19 protein-coding genes are annotated in these 17,817 nt (G+C 32.5%); 8 read left to right on the top strand and 11 right to left on the bottom strand.

All coding sequences use genetic code 11. The features are described from left to right. Positions 1-16: 16 nt before the first annotated feature. On the bottom strand, positions 17-775 hold the full coding sequence (locus BMX64_RS05295; RefSeq protein WP_091166872.1) for a lipopolysaccharide kinase InaA family protein: 759 nt from the start codon (positions 773-775) through the stop codon (positions 17-19). A 65-nt stretch (positions 776-840) separates the two neighbouring features. Here BMX64_RS05295 and BMX64_RS05290 point away from each other — a divergent pair, with 65 nt between their 5' ends. Next, positions 841-1,902: a glycosyltransferase family 9 protein gene (locus BMX64_RS05290; RefSeq protein WP_091166870.1), complete on the top strand. Its 1,062-nt coding sequence runs from the start codon at positions 841-843 to the stop codon at positions 1,900-1,902. 16 nt (positions 1,903-1,918) lie between these two features. On the opposite strand, the gene BMX64_RS05285 is transcribed toward BMX64_RS05290, so the two are convergent. Next, positions 1,919-2,734, bottom strand: coding sequence for a glycosyltransferase family 2 protein (locus BMX64_RS05285; RefSeq protein ID WP_091166868.1), 816 nt, complete (start codon positions 2,732-2,734; stop codon positions 1,919-1,921). Between the two features lie 60 nt (positions 2,735-2,794). On the opposite strand from BMX64_RS05285, the gene BMX64_RS05280 reads away from it, so the two are divergent. After that, positions 2,795-3,526, top strand: a complete 732-nt coding sequence (locus BMX64_RS05280; protein ID WP_244273234.1) for a glycosyltransferase family 2 protein — start codon at positions 2,795-2,797, stop codon at positions 3,524-3,526. Here BMX64_RS05280 and BMX64_RS05275 read toward each other — a convergent pair. After that, the gene (locus tag BMX64_RS05275; protein ID WP_091166864.1) at positions 3,518-4,228 is read right to left on the bottom strand and encodes a polysaccharide deacetylase family protein; all 711 of its coding nucleotides are present in this window, start codon (positions 4,226-4,228) and stop codon (positions 3,518-3,520) included. The two genes, BMX64_RS05280 and BMX64_RS05275, sit on opposite strands and share 9 nt — an antisense overlap. Positions 4,229-4,276: 48 nt before the next feature. Here BMX64_RS05275 and BMX64_RS05270 point away from each other — a divergent pair, with 48 nt between their 5' ends. Continuing rightward, a complete protein-coding gene (locus BMX64_RS05270; RefSeq protein WP_244273232.1) occupies positions 4,277-5,065 on the top strand; it encodes a glycosyltransferase family 2 protein in 789 nt (262 codons plus the stop codon). A gap of 217 nt (positions 5,066-5,282) precedes the next feature. Here the strand turns inward: BMX64_RS05270 and BMX64_RS05265 are convergent, their stop codons facing one another. Together BMX64_RS05265 and BMX64_RS05260 are read right to left on the bottom strand one after the other, a co-directional pair. Further along, a complete protein-coding gene (locus BMX64_RS05265) occupies positions 5,283-6,065 on the bottom strand; it encodes a DUF5672 family protein (RefSeq protein WP_091166862.1) in 783 nt (260 codons plus the stop codon). A 51-nt stretch (positions 6,066-6,116) separates the two neighbouring features. Further along, the gene (locus BMX64_RS05260) at positions 6,117-6,857 is read right to left on the bottom strand and encodes a glycosyltransferase (protein ID WP_167543022.1); all 741 of its coding nucleotides are present in this window, start codon (positions 6,855-6,857) and stop codon (positions 6,117-6,119) included. 226 nt (positions 6,858-7,083) lie between these two features. Here BMX64_RS05260 and BMX64_RS05255 point away from each other — a divergent pair, with 226 nt between their 5' ends. From BMX64_RS05255 to BMX64_RS05235, 5 genes are all read left to right on the top strand, one after another. Then, the gene (locus BMX64_RS05255; protein WP_091166859.1) at positions 7,084-7,650 is read left to right on the top strand and encodes an L-threonylcarbamoyladenylate synthase; all 567 of its coding nucleotides are present in this window, start codon (positions 7,084-7,086) and stop codon (positions 7,648-7,650) included. A gap of 67 nt (positions 7,651-7,717) precedes the next feature. Beyond that, positions 7,718-9,151, top strand: coding sequence for a CCA tRNA nucleotidyltransferase (locus BMX64_RS05250; protein WP_091166856.1), 1,434 nt, complete (start codon positions 7,718-7,720; stop codon positions 9,149-9,151). Between the two features lie 51 nt (positions 9,152-9,202). Further along, complete coding sequence (locus BMX64_RS05245; RefSeq protein WP_091166855.1) at positions 9,203-10,225, top strand: COX15/CtaA family protein; 1,023 nt, start codon at positions 9,203-9,205, stop codon at positions 10,223-10,225. Positions 10,226-10,283: 58 nt separating this feature from the next. Further along, on the top strand, positions 10,284-11,057 hold the full coding sequence (locus tag BMX64_RS05240) for a CDP-alcohol phosphatidyltransferase family protein (RefSeq protein ID WP_091166853.1): 774 nt from the start codon (positions 10,284-10,286) through the stop codon (positions 11,055-11,057). Positions 11,058-11,294: 237 nt separating this feature from the next. After that, positions 11,295-11,477 (top strand): CsbD family protein, encoded by a 183-nt coding sequence (locus BMX64_RS05235; protein ID WP_091166852.1) that lies wholly within the window; start codon positions 11,295-11,297, stop codon positions 11,475-11,477. Positions 11,478-11,582: 105 nt separating this feature from the next. Here BMX64_RS05235 and BMX64_RS05230 read toward each other — a convergent pair whose 3' ends face one another. From BMX64_RS05230 to BMX64_RS05205, 6 genes are all read right to left on the bottom strand, one after another. Continuing rightward, a complete protein-coding gene (locus BMX64_RS05230) occupies positions 11,583-12,350 on the bottom strand; it encodes a LytR/AlgR family response regulator transcription factor (RefSeq protein WP_091166850.1) in 768 nt (255 codons plus the stop codon). A gap of 68 nt (positions 12,351-12,418) precedes the next feature. Continuing rightward, positions 12,419-12,775 carry a 2TM domain-containing protein gene (locus BMX64_RS05225; RefSeq protein ID WP_244273230.1) on the bottom strand — a complete coding sequence of 119 codons (357 nt, stop codon included), beginning with the start codon at positions 12,773-12,775 and terminating at the stop codon, positions 12,419-12,421. A 46-nt stretch (positions 12,776-12,821) separates the two neighbouring features. After that, positions 12,822-13,127: a 2TM domain-containing protein gene (locus BMX64_RS05220; RefSeq protein ID WP_091166846.1), complete on the bottom strand. Its 306-nt coding sequence runs from the start codon at positions 13,125-13,127 to the stop codon at positions 12,822-12,824. A 43-nt stretch (positions 13,128-13,170) separates the two neighbouring features. Continuing rightward, positions 13,171-14,505, bottom strand: a complete 1,335-nt coding sequence (locus BMX64_RS05215) for a histidine kinase (protein WP_091166843.1) — start codon at positions 14,503-14,505, stop codon at positions 13,171-13,173. Between the two features lie 75 nt (positions 14,506-14,580). After that, positions 14,581-15,201: a hypothetical protein gene (locus BMX64_RS05210; RefSeq protein WP_091166841.1), complete on the bottom strand. Its 621-nt coding sequence runs from the start codon at positions 15,199-15,201 to the stop codon at positions 14,581-14,583. Positions 15,202-15,426: 225 nt separating this feature from the next. After that, positions 15,427-17,631, bottom strand: coding sequence for a TonB-dependent receptor (locus tag BMX64_RS05205; protein ID WP_091166839.1), 2,205 nt, complete (start codon positions 17,629-17,631; stop codon positions 15,427-15,429). Between the last annotated feature and the right edge of the window lie 186 nt (positions 17,632-17,817).

Below are 17,817 nucleotides of genomic sequence, written 5' to 3'. Positions count from 1 at the left end.
AATTGGAATTTGGAATTTATTTTTTTCCAATTTTCCTCTTCAGATATTTCTTTTTGGTAATTTTTCTTTTGAATTGGGTTGTTTTTTCTAGAAGGATCGCGTGTAATTTTTCCTCAGATTGATTGCTTAACTTGGCGTAAGCCTTTGCTACCACTTTTACCATCGTTTTGGACAGCCACATTTTCTTGAAATTATCCATTCTAGCTTCTATAGATAAATCTTCGAACTTCATTCTATTTAAATCTATCAGATAGAAATCATATTTCCCAGAATCCTTTTTCACAACTAGGGTATTTCCAGGCGAATGATCCAAAAAATTGACCTTTCCCTCATGCATTTTATAGGTAAAGGCCGTAAATTGCTCCAAAATCACATTGCGTTCCCCAAATAACGGATCATGTATCAATTCGCGAATGGTAAAATCATAATCTATTTGTTGACAAATGTAATAGCTATCCCCCAAAAGCCCGAAACGGTTGCGATTCTCGATGTAGGCAATGGGAAAAGGAGTTGGTATGTTATGGGCCAACAAATAATTGGCATAATCAAAAGAACGCTTTGCTTTGGTACTTCGAAAAAAAGAATAAATAATAGATTTTAACAGTCCTGGTTTATCAAAAAATTTGATATTTACTTTCTCATCGCCCAATATATTAGATTTTATGGTATTCCGAGAGCCTTTAACAATCAAATCTCCCTCAACAAAAAAACCTGCAACCAATTGAAGAATAGAATTTTCCTGATGTATATATTGGGGATGAATGATAATTTGCACGATGTTTTTATTTTATTTTGGTTTAAAAGTATAAAAAATAGTACTTTGCACCAAGAAATAGTTTTATGAAGAAAGTTTTAATTATCCAAAATAAGCGCATCGGTGACGTTTTAATCAGTTCAGTGATTGCTAATAATTTTAAAGCAAAATATCCAAATAGCGAAGTTCATTTCATGGCTTACGATTTTACAAATGGTGTTCTCATGAACAATCCAAATATTGATAAAATTATTTCAATTAATGATAAGGAATTAAAAAAGCTTCCCGTTTTATTAAAATTAATTCTTCAAATTAGAAAGGAAAAATATGATATTATTTTTGATCCCTATTCCAAAACACAAAGCAGATTAATCTGTAAATTTTCAGGTGCTAAACAAACAATTGGCCACAAAAGCCGAAAAAAAATAGGAAATTTTGGCTATTATACACATCCGGTAACGATCTCTAAAGAAAAAACCAAAATTTGCGGGAAAGCCATTGAAGACAGAATCCATTTATTAAATCAAGCCGGTAATTTTGAACCTATAGATTACGAACCTAAAATATTTTTATCTGAACAAGAAAAAAAAGAAGACTGGTTAAGTAAATATTCAAATAAGAAAGTTATTGTTCTGGGTGTTTTAGGAAGTACCCCTCAAAAATCAATGCCCTATGAATATGTAGCCGAAATAGTTGATTTTATATCCTCTAAATATGATGTAAATATTCTTTTTAACTATGCACCACATCAAAAAGAAGAGGCAGAAAAAATTTACCAAATGTGTAAAAACAAATCCAATATCATTTTGGACGTTTATGCCAAAAATATTCGTGATTTCATCAAAATAATGAACCATTGTACTCTTTTAGTTTCAAATGAAGGAGGAATAGTTCACATTGCAAAGGCTTTGAATAAACCTACTTTTACTATTTTTTCCCCATATGTTAACCAGGATCACTGGGCAAGTTTTGAAGACGGTAAATTTCACCATTCTGTTCATTTACTGGAAATGAAACCAAATCTATTTGATAGTTTTACTTTTGAAGAACGCAAAAAAATAGAAAAAAATCCTGATGAACTATATAAACAATTAACTCCTGAAATGATACTTCCTGCACTGGATATTTTCTTGAAGAATAATTTGTAAATAAAATTATTCTTAATTATTTCAGAATACCATAATCAGTCCAATTTTTATTTTGCTGTTTAGTCTCTTCTCGGATATTTCTATTCTTATTTATTGATTCCGGAGTTGCGTATCCTCGAGGGTGATCTAAGTGTAAACAAACGGTGCTATAGCGTATTTGTTTTGATTTAATTCCATGATTGATCAGTCGTTCTCCTAACTCTCTGTCTTGGCCTCCGTATTGCATTCTTTCATCAAATCCATTTACAGCTAGAATGTCTGTCTTCCATCCAGAAGCATTATGTCCATTCCAACTTGGAGTAGTAGGTGTTAAAAAATTTAATATAGTGCTTAACAAACCCGTTGCATCAACTTTGTTATTTTTAAACGATATTTTCATTCCGTTTTTCTTTAACCAAGAAACATCAAAACACAAATCCGAATAGATATCTTCCTTTGTAATTTTCTTTGATAATTCAATGGGCAATTTATGATACCCGCCCGAAAGAAAATATCCTTCTTCTCTAAATTTTATATGTTGCTCTACAAAGTCTGGTCTAGGAATACAATCTCCATCAGACATCATAATATAATTGGTAGTACAGGCTAAAATTGCTTTATTTAAAATCGCTGATTTCTGAAACCCTTTATCTTCATGCCAAACATGAATAATTGGATAAAACACTTCTTTTTTTAATTCTTCGATTAAATCTGATGTCTCTTGACGGGAACCATCATCGGCAATAACCATTTCGAAATTACGATATGTTTGTGTATTATAGCCCCAAATTACTTTTTCAAGCCATTCGGGTGAATTGTAGGTACTGATAACAACTGAAATATTCTTTTGCATAATGCGGCAAAGATAATCTAAATTTGTTAATTTTGTTTTTCATAAAAAGAAATAATAAGGATGCTTTCTGTAATAATCCCCACATATAATGAGATTGACTACATCGAAGACGCCATAAAATCGGTAGCCTTTGCAGATGAAATAATCGTAATAGACTCCTACAGTTCCGATGGTACCAAAGAAAAATCGCTTAGTTTAGGTTGCACTGTTTTAGAAAGAAAATTTGACAATTTTTCCAATCAAAAAAATCATGCGATCTCTTATGCAAAAGGGGATTGGATTTTATTTCTCGATGGAGACGAAAGGGTAAGCCAAAAACTTAAACTAGAGATTTTATCAGTGATCAAAAATGGAAAACACTCCGGTTATAAAATCAGTTTTCCTCATTTTTACATGAATCGTTTTTTATACCACAAAGTAGATCGAGTAATCAGGCTAGTTAAAAATAAAAATATCAAATTTACTGGTGATGTCCATGAGAAATTAGTTGTTGAAGGAAGTATTGGGACTCTAAAAAATTTCATGATCCACTATACCTATAAAGGATTATCCAATTTATTACAGAAAAAAGATTCTTATGCTTGGTTTCAAGCGAAAACATCTTATGAAAGAGGGAAAAAAGCAACTTATTTCCATTTAATCTTCAAACCTTTTTATCGTTTTTTTTCTTCTTATATTTTAAAGAGAGGTTTTATGGATGGTGTTCCCGGACTAGCTTTGGCTAGCATCAATGCCTATGGTGTTTTTTCTAGATATGTAAAAATTATTTTAATCCAAAAAGGATTAAAATAATTTCAATTTACCAAAACGCAGTTTCAATTTGAATTTCAATAGACTATCCTCTCCCTTTATATCAATTCGCATGATTTCAAAAGGATTTTTAAAGGGAAATTTATTGATTTTATTTCCTATTCTCAATCCCATTTTAATATTATTTTGTTCCAAAACTGATTTAAACAATGTTTTCTTAGACTCTTTTTTAGGAAAATTACCATAGGGATAAGCTACAGCATTATAAACTTTTAAATCATTTTCTTCAATAATCTTAAAACATTTTTCGAAATCTTCATTAATTTGAGTCTCGGTTAAAGTTTCATATTTTTTATGTGCATAGGAATGTAATCCCAACTCAATCCAAGTGCCTAAACTTTGCAGTTTTTGCATTGTCATTATTGGCTCTTTGCCTTCATTCCATAAATCGGTTTTTCCAATATAACCAAAAGGAATAAAAAAAGTAGCTTTCAAATTGTATTTTTCAAGCAAAGGAACTGCATAAATAAACTGATTATCAGTTACATCATCAAAGGTGATAACAATACTTTTTTGAGGAATGGCAGTCAAATTTTCTAATTCAGAAAGGTGAAAAGTGGTAAAACCACTTTCAGCTAAATGACAAAGCTGCCTTTCTAGCTTTTGTACAGAAATAGTAAGTCCACTACTAACCTTCTCAATGTTAGTAATATTATGATACATTAAAATGGGTAATCGAGTCATTATACAAATTTAAGTTTAGTAAATAAATGTAAAATTATTACATTTGCTTTGAATATACCTCAAAATAGAAATCAAAATAATTTGGAACCAAAAATAACTGCATTAGCAATCACTTTAAACGAAGAAGATAACGTGAAAAGATATATCCAAAGTTTATCTTTTGCCGATGAAATTATTTTTATAGATTCGAATAGTACGGATGCCACAGTTGCAATAGCTAAAGAACTTGGTGTAAAGGTAATCCAAAGAAATTTCGATGATTTTTCAAAACAAAGAAATTTTGCCGTTGAACAAGCTAAAAATGATTGGATAATTTTTTTCGACTTAGACGAAATTATCACTCCGGAACTAGGAAAAGAAATTGTCTCTACAATTTCATTACGAAACGATTTTGTGGCATATTATATAAATAGAAATTTTTTTTTTCTAGGAAAACAAATTAAACATGGTGGTTGGCAAACTGATAAATCCATTAAAATATTCAACAAAAAAAATTGTTCCTATAACGGTAATCTGGTCCATGAGTCGATTAAAACGAAGGGCAAAATAGGTTTCTTAAAAAATCGCGTCAATCATTACAGTTATAAAAGCTTTGATAAATACAATGAAAAACTAAATTTATACAGTCAACTACAAGCAGAAACTCTATATCTAAAAAACAAGCGACCTAATTTATATCATTTTTTTATTCGTCCATGTTACCGCTTTTGGTGGCAGTATATATGTAGGTTAGGTTTTTTAGATAAAAAAGAGGGCTTCATTTTAGCTTATGTTCATTCTTTTGCAGTATTTAAACGATATTTGCAACTTTGGATGATGTATAGAAAAATCGAGTAACTTATTCGACATATATTGAGAATAAGTAGAATACAAACCTATTCAATGCTGAATTCTAAAATGCACTTGTTTAGTACCAAATTAAGCAAATACATTTTTTTTATGACCCATAAAAACAAGCAATTAAGAGATTAAAATTTCACAACAATCGCCTGCATAAGTTAAACCCTTCAAGTTTATTTTAATTAACAAGATAGTTTTATCCTAAAAATTTAATTCAGTACTGGTTTAATATTGGCTTCCAAAAATCAATCACTTTAGGTTTATTGATACCATGACAACCAAACGGAAGTTGGTTGTTATTTAATCTTAAAGCAATTTCTGGCTTACGATCAATTGCAAAATTTAGGGCTTCCTTATAGTCTGGGATTCTAAAGTCCGCACTTAATTCAGGGGCTTTAATAGACCAAAAAACATCTTCAATGGCATAAATTTTCTTCTCTTTCGCATTCAAAAAATCAAAAATAAAAGACTCATTTCGTTTTGCAATAAGATAATGTGATGCCGTTTTACGTAACGAAAAACCACCATTACCAACTTTATAAAAAATCTGCTCGCGTTCATTTTTCTTTTCGGATCTAAACTTCCTGGCGATTTTATTAAAATACTTTAACCAAATAGAATCTTCAGGAGTAGCAATCCAAGGAGCACCTATATAATCATAACCTTTTCTACACCATTCCATTAAATCATCTTTAAAAACAAAAGCATCCAGTTGATAAATCAAAATAAACTCAGAATTGATGAATCGTTCATAAAACGGAGCTGATAAAAGCAATTCATTATAGCCGTCAATGCTTTCAAAATATTTTTTAGGAAAATTTTCTACACTTATATTGGTAAACTCACTGGTAATATAGCTATTGTCTAATCCTTCTGGTTGAACTAGGACAATTTCATAATTTTTTAGCACTTTAGCACATTGCAAAAATGATTTCTCCTCAAGTTCACCAAAATAAGTCCTATAAATGGGGATAATCACTTTTACTGTATTTTTCATATTTTTTTCGAGTTAATTTAAATCTAATAATAAACAAAACACTATTAGCTATTAATACTTTTTTTCGTAATCGGAGTTCGCAATTTTACCCGATTGATCAATCTTCCATGAGCTCGAATTATTGGCCGATTCAAAATAATAACTTTGCTCCTCGGAAAGATTATTGATGTCTAAATACCATCCTCCATGGACAGCTACATAAGGGTAATCCGTACGCAAAGCCGATTTAAACTTCTTGTTTTTTCTGTGATAAAAAGGTTTATACAATGCGAAGGTAGTATCGATGTCTGCATCAAAAAACCCTTCTCCAGCATTTTTTTTCCAAAATTTAGATTCCCAATTAACAACTTTGTCTCTATTAGGATTGGTTAGCGGGATATCATCTATTTTTAATCCAAAGCCAACTTTTGTTCGTTTTCTGTTCGCTGACAGGATCGACTGAAATTTTACTAAAAAATCCTCCAAACAACTGTCTAAAGGAACAATGTCAGGATCCGTTACAACATAGTAACCATTAGCATATTTAACAAATAAATCATATTTTTTCCAAAAAACCAAATGCCCATAATTTTTATTTAATCTATGAATAGTAACCTCATTTTGAATTTCATCAAAATACTTTAAAAGAGGCTCATAAGTGGAATTATTGTCAATAATGACTATCCGTGAAAAACCTCTTGACAATAAGAAATTAATTAATTTCCTCAAGTATTCAAATTGATTAAAACTGGTTATAATAATCGGAACGGATTTTGACTCGGCCAGTGTGAATTCTTTGTAGTTTAACCTCAACAATTTGTATGTATAAAAACAAATTCGAATATAGAAATATTTAAAAATCATCTAAAATATTAAATTAAGACATAGAAGCAAATCATCATACATTTGTAAAATTGATTGTACAAAAGTCATACAAAAATACTCATATAATCGATAAAAACGATCTAATTTAGAATTAAATTTAGGATTAATCCCAGTTATAATAGTTATTTTTGCAACTGAAACTATTTTGAATTCCATGAATACAAACGACGAAATAAATAAAGCCTACGAAGTCATAAAAGAAGGCGGAATCATTCTCTATCCTACGGACACCGTTTGGGGAATTGGCTGTGATGCTACAAATCCGGAAGCAGTTGCCAAAATTTACAAACTCAAACAAAGAGCCGAAACGCAAAGCATGATTGTTTTGATGAATGGCGAGAAGATGATGTACAATGTTTTCAAAGACATTCCTGAAGTAGCCTGGCAAATCATTGATCTATCCGAAAAACCTACGACCATAATCTTGGACAAGCCAAGAAATGTAGCTCCAAATTTAGTTTCAGGAGACAACTCATTGGGAATTCGTATTGTAAAAGAGCCTTTTTGTTTTAAGTTGATGGAAAAAATGAAAAAACCATTGGTTTCAACATCTGCAAATATCTCCGGACAGCCTACTCCTATTGCCTTCAAAGATATTAGTCCGGAAATTATAAAAGGTGTAGACTATGTTGTAAATTTGCATCGCGAAAAAATCGCAGGTAAACCTTCGACAATCATAAAATTGACGAACGATTCTCAGGTGAAAGTGATTCGAAAATAGTTTGCAGTATTCAGTTTCCAGTTTTCAGTTTAGCAACTTTAGACTTTAGACTTTAAACATTTTTAAAATGAGCATTAAAACTTCATATAAAGAAGCCTTAAATAATAAAATTTTCGAAGTCATCTCTCAAGCTTCCCAAGAACTTAACGTTGACAGTTATGTGATTGGTGGCTTTGTTAGAGATTTACTTTTGAACAGAGACTTTAAAAAAGACATTGATATAGTTGCCGTTGGCAGCGGAATCGAATTGGCTTTAAAAGTTTCTCAACTACTTCCTAATAAACCAAAAGTTCAGGTTTTCAAAACCTACGGAACAGCGATGTTACGCTTTGAAGATACCGAAATTGAATTTGTGGGCGCTCGTAAAGAATCCTATCATTTTGAAAGCAGGAATCCAGTTGTAGAAAACGGAACACTGGAAGACGACCAAAACCGTCGTGACTTTACCATAAACGCCTTGGCTTTATCCTTAAATGCTGAAAATTTTGGAGAATTATCCGATCCTTTTAACGGGCTTGAAGACTTAAAAAACAAAATAATCAGAACACCTCTGGATCCAGATATTACTTTTTCTGATGACCCGTTGCGCATGTTGAGAGGAATTCGTTTTGCGAACCAACTAGGCTTTGAAATCGAAGGAAATTCGTTGAACTCTATAACCAAAAACGCAGACCGAATTAAAATCATTTCCGGAGAACGTATTGTTGATGAATTGAATAAAATACTTTTGACAGACAAACCTTCTGTAGGATTCTTGCTATTATTCAAAACTGGACTTTTAGATATTATTCTTCCAGAATTGACTGCGCTGAATCAAGTTGAAGAAATTGAAGGTCACACACACAAAAACAATTTCTATCACACATTAGAAGTCGTTGATAATATTTGTCCAAATACGGATGATGTTTGGCTGCGTTGGGCGGCATTGTTACACGATATTGGAAAAGCACCAACCAAACGCTTTAATAAAAAACAAGGATGGACTTTTCACGGACATGAATTTCTTGGTGGAAAAATGGCGAAAAAAATATTTGAACGTTTGCACATGCCTTTGAATCACAAAATGAAATTTGTACAAAAAATGGTGATGATGAGTTCGCGTCCAATTGTTTTATCCCAAGATACAGTTACAGATTCTGCCGTACGCCGTTTGGTTTTTGACGCTGGAGAAGATGTTGAGAATTTAATGACACTATGCGAAGCGGACATCACTACCAAAAACCCTAATAAGTTCAAGAAATACCATAATAATTTCGAAATCGTCCGCAAGAAAATTGTGGAAGTCGAAGAGCGTGATCAGGTACGTAATTTTCAACCACCAATATCAGGTGAAGAAATTATGGAAAAATTCAACTTAAAGCCTTCAAAAGAAATTGGAATGCTGAAAGAAGCTATAAAAGAAGCTATTCTGGAAGGAGAAATTCCGAATGAATATGAAGCAGCATACCAATTTATGCTAAAAAGAGCAGCAAAAATTGGATTAAAGATTAACGCTTGTTGAATTAACAATTAATTACATTTCAAATATCTTTGTACAAATTAATTTCAAACAATGAAAAAAGAGAATAATTACGTTATCATTTGGTTGTTATCAGGATGCTTATTATTGTTTATGATGGTTGTAGTGGGAGGAATTACCCGATTGACAAATTCCGGTTTATCAATGACCGACTGGCATTTAGTTACGGATACTTTTCCGCCACTGACAGAGGAAAAATGGTCACAAGCCTTTGAAGAATATAAAAAATTTCCTGAATATCAAAAAATCAATATCCACAATAATTTTACGCTAAGCGATTACAAATTCATCTATTTTTGGGAGTGGTTTCACCGTTTTATAGGACGCATTATTGGATTAGCATTTATAGTTCCATTTGTGTATTTCTTGTTCAAGAAACGTCTTTCGACAGAAACAATCAAAAAATGTGTTGTTTTGCTTTTCATGGGCGGTTTTCAAGGATTTTTGGGCTGGTTCATGGTTCGCAGTGGCTTAATTGATAATCCGGACGTAAGTCATTTTAGATTGGCATTACACCTCACATTTGCCTTTATAACGTTTGCTTACACACTTTGGGTCGCTTTGGATTTAATCTATCCAAACAAAGCGACAGTTATACTTCCATTGCGAAAACTAGCACGCGTTACATTCATAGTTTTAATATTACAAATTATTTATGGCGGATTTGTTGCCGGTTTAAATGCGGGTTTAATTCATAATCACTGGCCATTAATGAGTGATGGACAATTCATTCACGACAGTGTTTTCATAGAGAAAAGCACCTTATTTCTGAATCTAATCGAAGGAAAAAGCGGCGTTCAGTTTGTACATCGAACCATGGCATATGTTGTAGTTGGATTGATTCTTGCACTTTATTTCACCAGTAAAAAACACACTCTTTCCTCGTTACAGAAAAAAGGAATCAACATCTTGGTATTAATCGTATTTTTGCAATTCACATTAGGTGTCTTTACGTTGCTTTACAGTGTTCCACTTTGGTTGGGATTATTACACCAAGTAATGGCTTTCTTTTTACTGACAGCAATGACATTCACTTTACATCGATTATCAAAATAAAAACATACTAACGAATACACCTGACTATATTGTCGCATTTCTTTGTTCATAAACATAAATGTCTAAACTTGCTGCTCAAGATAAATTTTTAGATTTATCAGATTATGGAAGACCATTTGGAAAGTTCCTAGCCAATCAATTAAAAAATACCCGCTTTACTCCCATTCATGTTACGTTACTTTTTGGTATTTCCGGTCTGATAGCAATTTATTGTATTCTGGACGGATCTTACTTTTTAGCAACTTTTTTCATCTTGCTTAAATCTGGAATTGATGCTGCCGATGGTGAACTGGCTCGCTTAAAAAACACACCTTCTTACACCGGAAGATACTTGGACAGCGTATTCGATATCATCCTGAATTTTCTCTTTTTAATGACGATTTGTTATGTCTCAAAAACATCATTTTGGCTAACTATTTTGGCCTTTATTGGTATTCAATTACAAGGAACTTTATACAATTATTACTATGTGATTTTACGAAATAAATCCGTTGGCGGAGATACGACAAGTAAAATTTTTGAGTACAAATCACCAAGAGCTTTACCAGGAGAAACGCAAAAATCGGTCGATATTTTGTTTCGTATTTACACTATCGTTTATGGAACATTTGACAAGATAATTCACTTTCTCGATAAAGATGCATACAAAGTAAAAACCTTTCCTAACTGGTTTATGACTTTGGTTTCTATTTATGGTTTAGGCTTTCAGTTATTAATTATAGCAATTATGTTACCATCAGGTCTAATCAATTATATCATCCCTTTTTTCATTCTCTTCACGGTATTGATTTTTGTACTAATTGGCATTCGCAAGACGTTTTTTAAGGTATAAATTCATCATAGAGAATATCTATATCCAAAACACAAATTTCTCATTACCATTAATTTAGAATCAAACACTTGTAGTTATAATTTAACATATATTTCGATTTAATAAATCCCCTCAATACATATTAGACAATCCCATCTATAGGAATTATACAACAGATTCACAGAATTGTATAACAATCAAACAGCTTAAAATCATCAAATTTGTAAAGAACAAATAGTAATTTAAAACTTAGATATTATGCCAAATTCAAAAGAGATTGAAGGAAACTGGAATGAGTTGAAAGGAAAACTTAAACAGAAATTTGCCGATTTGACGGATGATGATTTACTATACGAGGAAGGTAAAGAAGATGAAATGTGGGGTAAATTACAACAAAAATTAGGCAAGACACAAAAAGAAATTAAATCATTATTTGATTAATTTTTAAATCCTAAAGGTACTTAAACTGTTTCAATTGTTAGACTCAAAAATTTCCTTTTAGGATTTTCTGAGTCTCTTTGAAACAGTTTTTTTTGTGCTCTAAAACTACCCAATCCACGTCTTAAAATCGGATACTTTTTCTCTACTCACAATCACATCTTCATCCTTAAAAGAGGGCAAAATAACTTTCAAACGAGAGTTGCTGTACACAACAATTTCTTTGATTGCTTTCAGCGGAATTATAAATTTTCTGCTGATTCGAAAGAAATCTGCAGGATCCAATTCCTGCTCTAAAAGTTCCAAAGTACATTCGATTAAATAATTCCTATTGTCAAAAGTATGCAAATAAGTGCCTTTATTTTCGCTAAAAAAACATTCGATTTCATCTATCGAAATCACTTTCAAATGTTGGCCTATTTTTACCGTAAATCGTTTTTTATAGTTTTTCTCAAACGGATTGATCAACATTCTTTTGATTTGCTCAAAATCGATTCCCAAGCTTTGTGGTTGTGTTTCCTGTTTTGGCAAAAGCGACTTGAATTTAGCGACTGCAATTTCGAGATCATCTTCGTCAATGGGTTTCAAAAGATAATCGATGCTATTTAATTTAAAGGCACGAAGCGCATATTCATCATAAGCGGTCGTGAAAATTACGGCGCTCTTAATTTCAACTTTTTCAAATATTTCAAATGACAACCCATCCGACAATTGAATATCCAGAAAAATCAAATCCGGGTGCTCATTTTTAGAAAACCAATCAAGTGCTTCTTCAACGGAATGCAACATCACTCCTACTTGAATATTTAGTTTTTCCAGTTTTCTTTGCAGCAATCTGGCAGCTGGTTTTTCGTCTTCAATTATTATTGTTTTCATTTTTTAAGTTAGTGGTTAGAAAATAGAGAATGGAAGTTAGAGGTTTTACTGAATATTGAACATTTATCTTACTCCCATTTTTCACTTTTTTCTTTCTCCATCAACTCTTTTATTTTTTTCTCTTCCCAGTTTCTTCCAAAAATCCAATTGGGCAAGAAAACAGAAAATCCGTGCGCCACTATTCCTATTCCCCAAAAGAATGCCGTGAAGAAATTCTCTAATTTGAAATAGCTTTCTCCTGGATCTAAATCTCTAATATTAATGAATACGATCATTATGTTTACGGCTATATACACTACTAAATGCGTATAGAAACCTTTCAATCGCTTCACTTCCCGCTGGGCGGCAGCGTACTTATCTTCCGGCTGAAATTCTCCAAACTCAGAATTAAAATTTCTTTTCATCTCGATGTTATTAACTGACATTTATTTTTTAAAAAAGTAATTAAATTGTAATAGAAAAATTGTGAATTTATGTCCAAGTATCTTTTCTCCTATTTTCTTTTTCCATAAACTCCTTAATTTTTTGTTCTTCCCAATCTTTACCAAAAAACGGCATATAGTTAAAGACTTTCATACCATGAAAAATCACTCCAATTCCCCATCCTAACATTGGCCAAAAAAACCATAAATGCTCCGGAGATGTTACTAAATTTATGATTAGCAAAGCAATATTAAAGACAATATAGGCAGTCAAGTTCCCATAGAAACCTTTAATTTCTTCCACTTGTTTTTTCGCTTCAAAATAGCGCTCTTCATTTTGATATGTATTTTCCATGATTTTTTATTTAAATTTTTCTACGTTTAAAATGCTGTGATTCTTATTTCCAAGTTTGTTTATGCTCATCTTTGCGCAAAATTTCCTGAATTTTTCTTTGTTCCCAATTGGAACTGTAACCAAAAACCTTGAAAGCATGCATCGTTAATCCAAATCCCCATCCGGCTGCAGAAAACCAAAACCATTGAAAATGGGGCGAAAACGTCAAATTGATGAAGATTAAAAATGGAATTACACAACAGTAAGAAATCAAGTTCCCGTAAAATCCTTTGAGTGCATCCACTCGTTTTTTGGCTCTGTAATAAGCGCTATTTTCATTGGTGGTCGTCGTTGTTTCCATAACCGTAATTTGTTTTGTTAAAATAGGTATTTTAACCGTAAATGTTTGTTCATTTTGAGCAATCAGAACTTTTCTATTGGAGATGATTCCATATCGGTTAACGATATTTTGCAACCCAACTCCTTGTCGATCTTGCAAAAATTCTTTCTTTTGATAATCGTTTTGAACCGCCAGATAATCGCCCTCCACGAAAATCCTGATGTGCAAGGGTCTTTGCTCACTAACCACATTATGCTTCACCGTATTTTCCAATAAAAGCTGTAAAGAAAGCGGTACGACTTTGGCTTCAGCCGAAATTGCAGTTGTGGGCATTTCATAAAACAAGCTGTTCTCAAAACGCATTTTTAATAAATTCATGTAGGTTTTGGCAAAAGCCAGTTCTTCCTCAACCGAAACCAATTCCTTGTCTTTTTGTTCCAAAACGTAGCGGTAAATCTTGGATAACGAGGTTGTAAATCGCTGCGCATTGTCTGGATTTTCCTCAATTAAAGAACTTAAGACATTAAGGCTGTTAAAAAGAAAATGAGGATCAATTTGGTTCTTTAAACTTTCAAACTTCGCATTTGCTGTTCCTGCGATGATTTTCTGTTCTTTGACTTTATTTTCATTGTACGCTTTGTAGAAATGTAAAGCATGAACTCCTAATAATATGATGAAAGTGATAATTGACGATTCAATGTAATTTGAAGGAGTTTCATTTGCTAAAAAATCTGTCATTGATTTTTTTTCTACTATAACGTTCAAAAAGATACGAAGTAAAAAAATTGTAAATAAGGAAATGAGAAAAGAGCCGACAAACCCAATAATTATTCGCTTTACAGCATAAATATTATCTTTAAAAACTTTGTCCAAAAATACAAACAACGCTGCGTTAACAAGATACAATGCAACACTGTAAAGCATGCAATATAAAAAGTGAACGTATAATCTAGGGCTAAAAACCTCATTCCCAACTGAAATAAATTCAATTAGAAGGGATACTAAAAAAATCACAACCCCAATAAATAAAGCTTTAAGTAAATGTGGTTTTATATACATCATTCTCTTTTTTTCAATAGTTACTATTCTCTATTTTGTTTCTTAAAAACGAATAATTAGAAACAATCAATAGATTTACTTACAATTCTTCTGTGCTGTTAAAGCTCTTTCTAAACCCCATTTTGGAGAGAAAGGTGTTTCCGGTTTAAAAGTAGCAAAAAGTCCAATAGCTTTTTCAATTTGCGCACACATTGGTTTGGTATCGGTTCCCCAAAATTGAGCACCACCAATTTCAAATTCGGCTTTACCAAAAACAACTCTTGGATTTTCCGGAGCAATTGCCTGTGCTTTTCCGTACAATTCCATAACCGTTCCGGATAATTTTTGCCCGTTTGTCATTGGGTCAAAAGCAATCCAAGCAGTATGAATCATCGCTTGCATCACCAATAATTCGGCATTATTTGGATTTTTATCCATTTCTATATCCAATGATTTTTGTGCTTTAGAAAGTAATAAAGTCATTTGATCTTTATCCTTGGTTCTAAAAGCAGTTGTAGTATTTACTAATGCAACGTAATAATTAGGCAACCAACTTGTTTTTTCCGCAGCGGAAATTCTTTCAAATAAATCCGAAGCTTCGGTGTTTTTTCCTTCGCCCCATAACTGGAACGCTTTCCCCATTCCTTGTTCGAATTGCCCTTGAGCAGATACTAAACTACAAATAAAAAATGCGATTGTTGTGATAATTTTAGTCATGATTTCTTGGTTTTAAATGGTTATTTTTTTGATGATTGAAACTTTCTAATTAATTTATACTTCAAAAGTATATCGGTTTCTATTGGTTTAAAATTTATAAATACTGAACTGTAGAATTTGATGGATGAATTGTATTTTTTTTAGTTGCAAAGGTTCAAAGGTTCAAAGTAACAGAGTTAAAGTTTCGCAGTCTTTGAACCTTACTATCTTTGCTTCTTTGAACCTTTACAAATTCCTCAACTGATTGTCTTTTTTATCATTACTAATTGTCCAAAAGAATCCTACGAAGAAAAAACGATCTGCAGTAGGAATAATTTCTTTTCTGTTGTAAAAGCCTACATTATCTGGATTGTTAGCATATTCGTATCCAAATACATTCTGAGAACCTAAAACATTGGAGACTGAGAAATATAAAATCTTTTGTTGACTCAATAAATACGCCCAATTGAAACTCAAACTGTTGTACGATTTAGTTTTTCCATTCATGAATTTCGTTTCGTTAGGATTGTTGTAGGGACGCCCGGAACTGTAGGAATTCGTGAAACCAATTTGCGATTTCCAATCATTTATCCAGTATTTAGTGACGATTGACAAGCTGTGATCCGCAACAAAACTTGGTGTGACTTGAGAACTGAAATTTTTATAATCTCTCTCCGTATCGATGTACGAATAGGAAACCCAATATTCTAAGTTTTTGATTGATTTTCCGTCTCTCCAGAACAAATCCAGACCTTTCGCATAACCAGATCCTGAATTATCGTAAACCGAATTATACGCTGCCATTTGGGTGTCGAATTTTACTAAATCACGATAGTCTTTGTAATAGGTTTCAGCACGAAATGTTTTTCCGTTTTTACTGTACTGAAAATTCAAAATGTAATGCGAAGCTTTTTCGCTTTCAAATTGATTGTTGTTGGAATATTTGATGTATTCCGCACTTGGAGTTTGGGTAAAATCGCCATACGCAAATGAAAACTGACTATTTTTAGCCATTTTATACGCAAATGAAATTCGAGGTGAAATAGCAGTTTCGTCAAGCAAATCATTATTCGAAGCCCTTACCCCTATTTTGGCAGCCCATTTTTTAGAGAAGAAAATATCAGCTTCAGTATAAACAGCTGCTATGTTCGAATCGTACCCATTGGTGAAAACCAAACCTGAATTTTCGTTGAAATCTTCATTGAATTGGGTCGCAAAATAATCCGCTCCAAAGGAAAGTTTCACTCTTTCTGAAAAGCTTTTTCTTAATTTTAATTTCAAATGAGCTGTATTTTCATCATTCGCCACTTTATCTGAATCTAAATTTATTTTGTTGTTGCTGTAGCCATAACTCAATCCAGAAGTAATTTGCCAATTGTTCCCAAAAACGCCTTTGTAAGACGAATTCAAATAAAAATTATTGTTATTTAAATCCACTCTGATTTTCTCAGGCGAATTGATATTTTCCTGATTAATGTCAAATTTAGACGAATCAAAAGCAGCGTAGACTTTCAAAATTCCATTATTGAAGTTATAGCGATACACCGTTTCTCCTGACAACGATTGAAAAGGACTGTTCCAATCCACGTTTTGAGGTATAGCAGCTTGATATGGTGCTAAATTGAGGTAATTCGCATTGACGCTCAACGAACTTTTTTTCCATTTTTGGGTATTTCCAATACCTAAACCTACAGTCATTAATGATATTTCGGTTTTATTTTGGTCTGGCTCATCTTGTGTATTCAACAATAAAACACTCGATAACGCTTCGCCATATTCCGCTGAATAACCACCTGTAGAAAAAGACATTCCACTGAACAGAAAAGGAGAAAACCTACCTCGTGTTGGCAAATTATTTGTACTTGCGCCATACGGTTGCGCCACCCGAATTCCATCTATAAAAGTTTGTGTTTCATTGGCCTCGCCACCCCGAACAAACAATCTTCCGTCCTCACCTACCGTTTGTGTTCCCGGCAACGTTTGCAAAGCCGCAATAATATTTCCCGCAGAACCAGCAGTTGTTACAATATCCAATGGTTTCAAAACCGAAACTCTGGCTTTGTCACCGGCTTCTAATGTTCCGGCCGTAATAACAACCGCATCGAGCGATGTAACACTTTCTCGTAATTTGATGGTTTTATTTTGGAAAGTAGCCACATCAATCACTGTTTTAGAAGTCTCATAAATCAGGAAACTCACTACCAAAGTTTGATTTCCTTTTGCAGTAGTCGTAAAACTAAAATCACCCGTTTCGGTTGTTGAGGCGCCATCATAAGTCCCTTCTATAAAAACATTAGCGCCAGAAACCGGTTTCCCTTTCTCATCCACCACTTTCCCTGAAATTGTATTTTGTGAAAAAATAGTCAGGCTGAATAATAGAATTGCAAAAGTGAAAATCGATTTAAGGCTTCTTTTCAAATGATTGGATTGTTGAGTAAATGATGGTTTCATGATGTTTGATTTTGATAAAGCAAATATCTATCGCAAAAATCAGAAACAGAAAAAGTTAATACTGAACTGTTGAAATTATAGGATGAGTTGTTTAATCAATAAATTTTATGACCTCTGCAAAACATCTTAGTGTTTTTTCTGCCACTGATTTATAATTTGATTCCTTTTAGAAATTGAAATAATTAA

The organism is Flavobacterium sinopsychrotolerans, assembly GCF_900110375.1.
GTDB classification, from domain to species: domain Bacteria; phylum Bacteroidota; class Bacteroidia; order Flavobacteriales; family Flavobacteriaceae; genus Flavobacterium; species Flavobacterium sinopsychrotolerans.
The sequence above is the reverse complement of the archived record's forward strand: the minus strand, read 5'-3'. Positions and strand labels throughout refer to the sequence as shown.

Excerpts from the sequence above, each read along its gene's own strand:
- BMX64_RS05290 (WP_091166870.1), top strand. The coding sequence starts at position 841 with ATGAAGAAAGTTTTAATTATCCAAAATAAGCGCATCGGTGACGTTTTA.
- BMX64_RS05285 (WP_091166868.1), bottom strand. The coding sequence starts at position 2,734 with ATGCAAAAGAATATTTCAGTTGTTATCAGTACCTACAATTCACCCGAA.
- BMX64_RS05280 (WP_244273234.1), top strand. The coding sequence starts at position 2,795 with ATGCTTTCTGTAATAATCCCCACATATAATGAGATTGACTACATCGAA.
- BMX64_RS05275 (WP_091166864.1), bottom strand. The coding sequence starts at position 4,228 with ATGACTCGATTACCCATTTTAATGTATCATAATATTACTAACATTGAG.
- BMX64_RS05265 (WP_091166862.1), bottom strand. The coding sequence starts at position 6,065 with ATGAAAAATACAGTAAAAGTGATTATCCCCATTTATAGGACTTATTTT.
- BMX64_RS05255 (WP_091166859.1), top strand. The coding sequence starts at position 7,084 with ATGAATACAAACGACGAAATAAATAAAGCCTACGAAGTCATAAAAGAA.
- BMX64_RS05250 (WP_091166856.1), top strand. The coding sequence starts at position 7,718 with ATGAGCATTAAAACTTCATATAAAGAAGCCTTAAATAATAAAATTTTC.
- BMX64_RS05245 (WP_091166855.1), top strand. The coding sequence starts at position 9,203 with ATGAAAAAAGAGAATAATTACGTTATCATTTGGTTGTTATCAGGATGC.
- BMX64_RS05240 (WP_091166853.1), top strand. The coding sequence starts at position 10,284 with ATGTCTAAACTTGCTGCTCAAGATAAATTTTTAGATTTATCAGATTAT.
- BMX64_RS05235 (WP_091166852.1), top strand. The coding sequence starts at position 11,295 with ATGCCAAATTCAAAAGAGATTGAAGGAAACTGGAATGAGTTGAAAGGA.
- BMX64_RS05230 (WP_091166850.1), bottom strand. The coding sequence starts at position 12,350 with ATGAAAACAATAATAATTGAAGACGAAAAACCAGCTGCCAGATTGCTG.
- BMX64_RS05225 (WP_244273230.1), bottom strand. The coding sequence starts at position 12,775 with ATGTCAGTTAATAACATCGAGATGAAAAGAAATTTTAATTCTGAGTTT.
- BMX64_RS05220 (WP_091166846.1), bottom strand. The coding sequence starts at position 13,127 with ATGGAAAATACATATCAAAATGAAGAGCGCTATTTTGAAGCGAAAAAA.
- BMX64_RS05215 (WP_091166843.1), bottom strand. The coding sequence starts at position 14,505 with ATGTATATAAAACCACATTTACTTAAAGCTTTATTTATTGGGGTTGTG.
- BMX64_RS05210 (WP_091166841.1), bottom strand. The coding sequence starts at position 15,201 with ATGACTAAAATTATCACAACAATCGCATTTTTTATTTGTAGTTTAGTA.
- BMX64_RS05205 (WP_091166839.1), bottom strand. The coding sequence starts at position 17,631 with ATGAAACCATCATTTACTCAACAATCCAATCATTTGAAAAGAAGCCTT.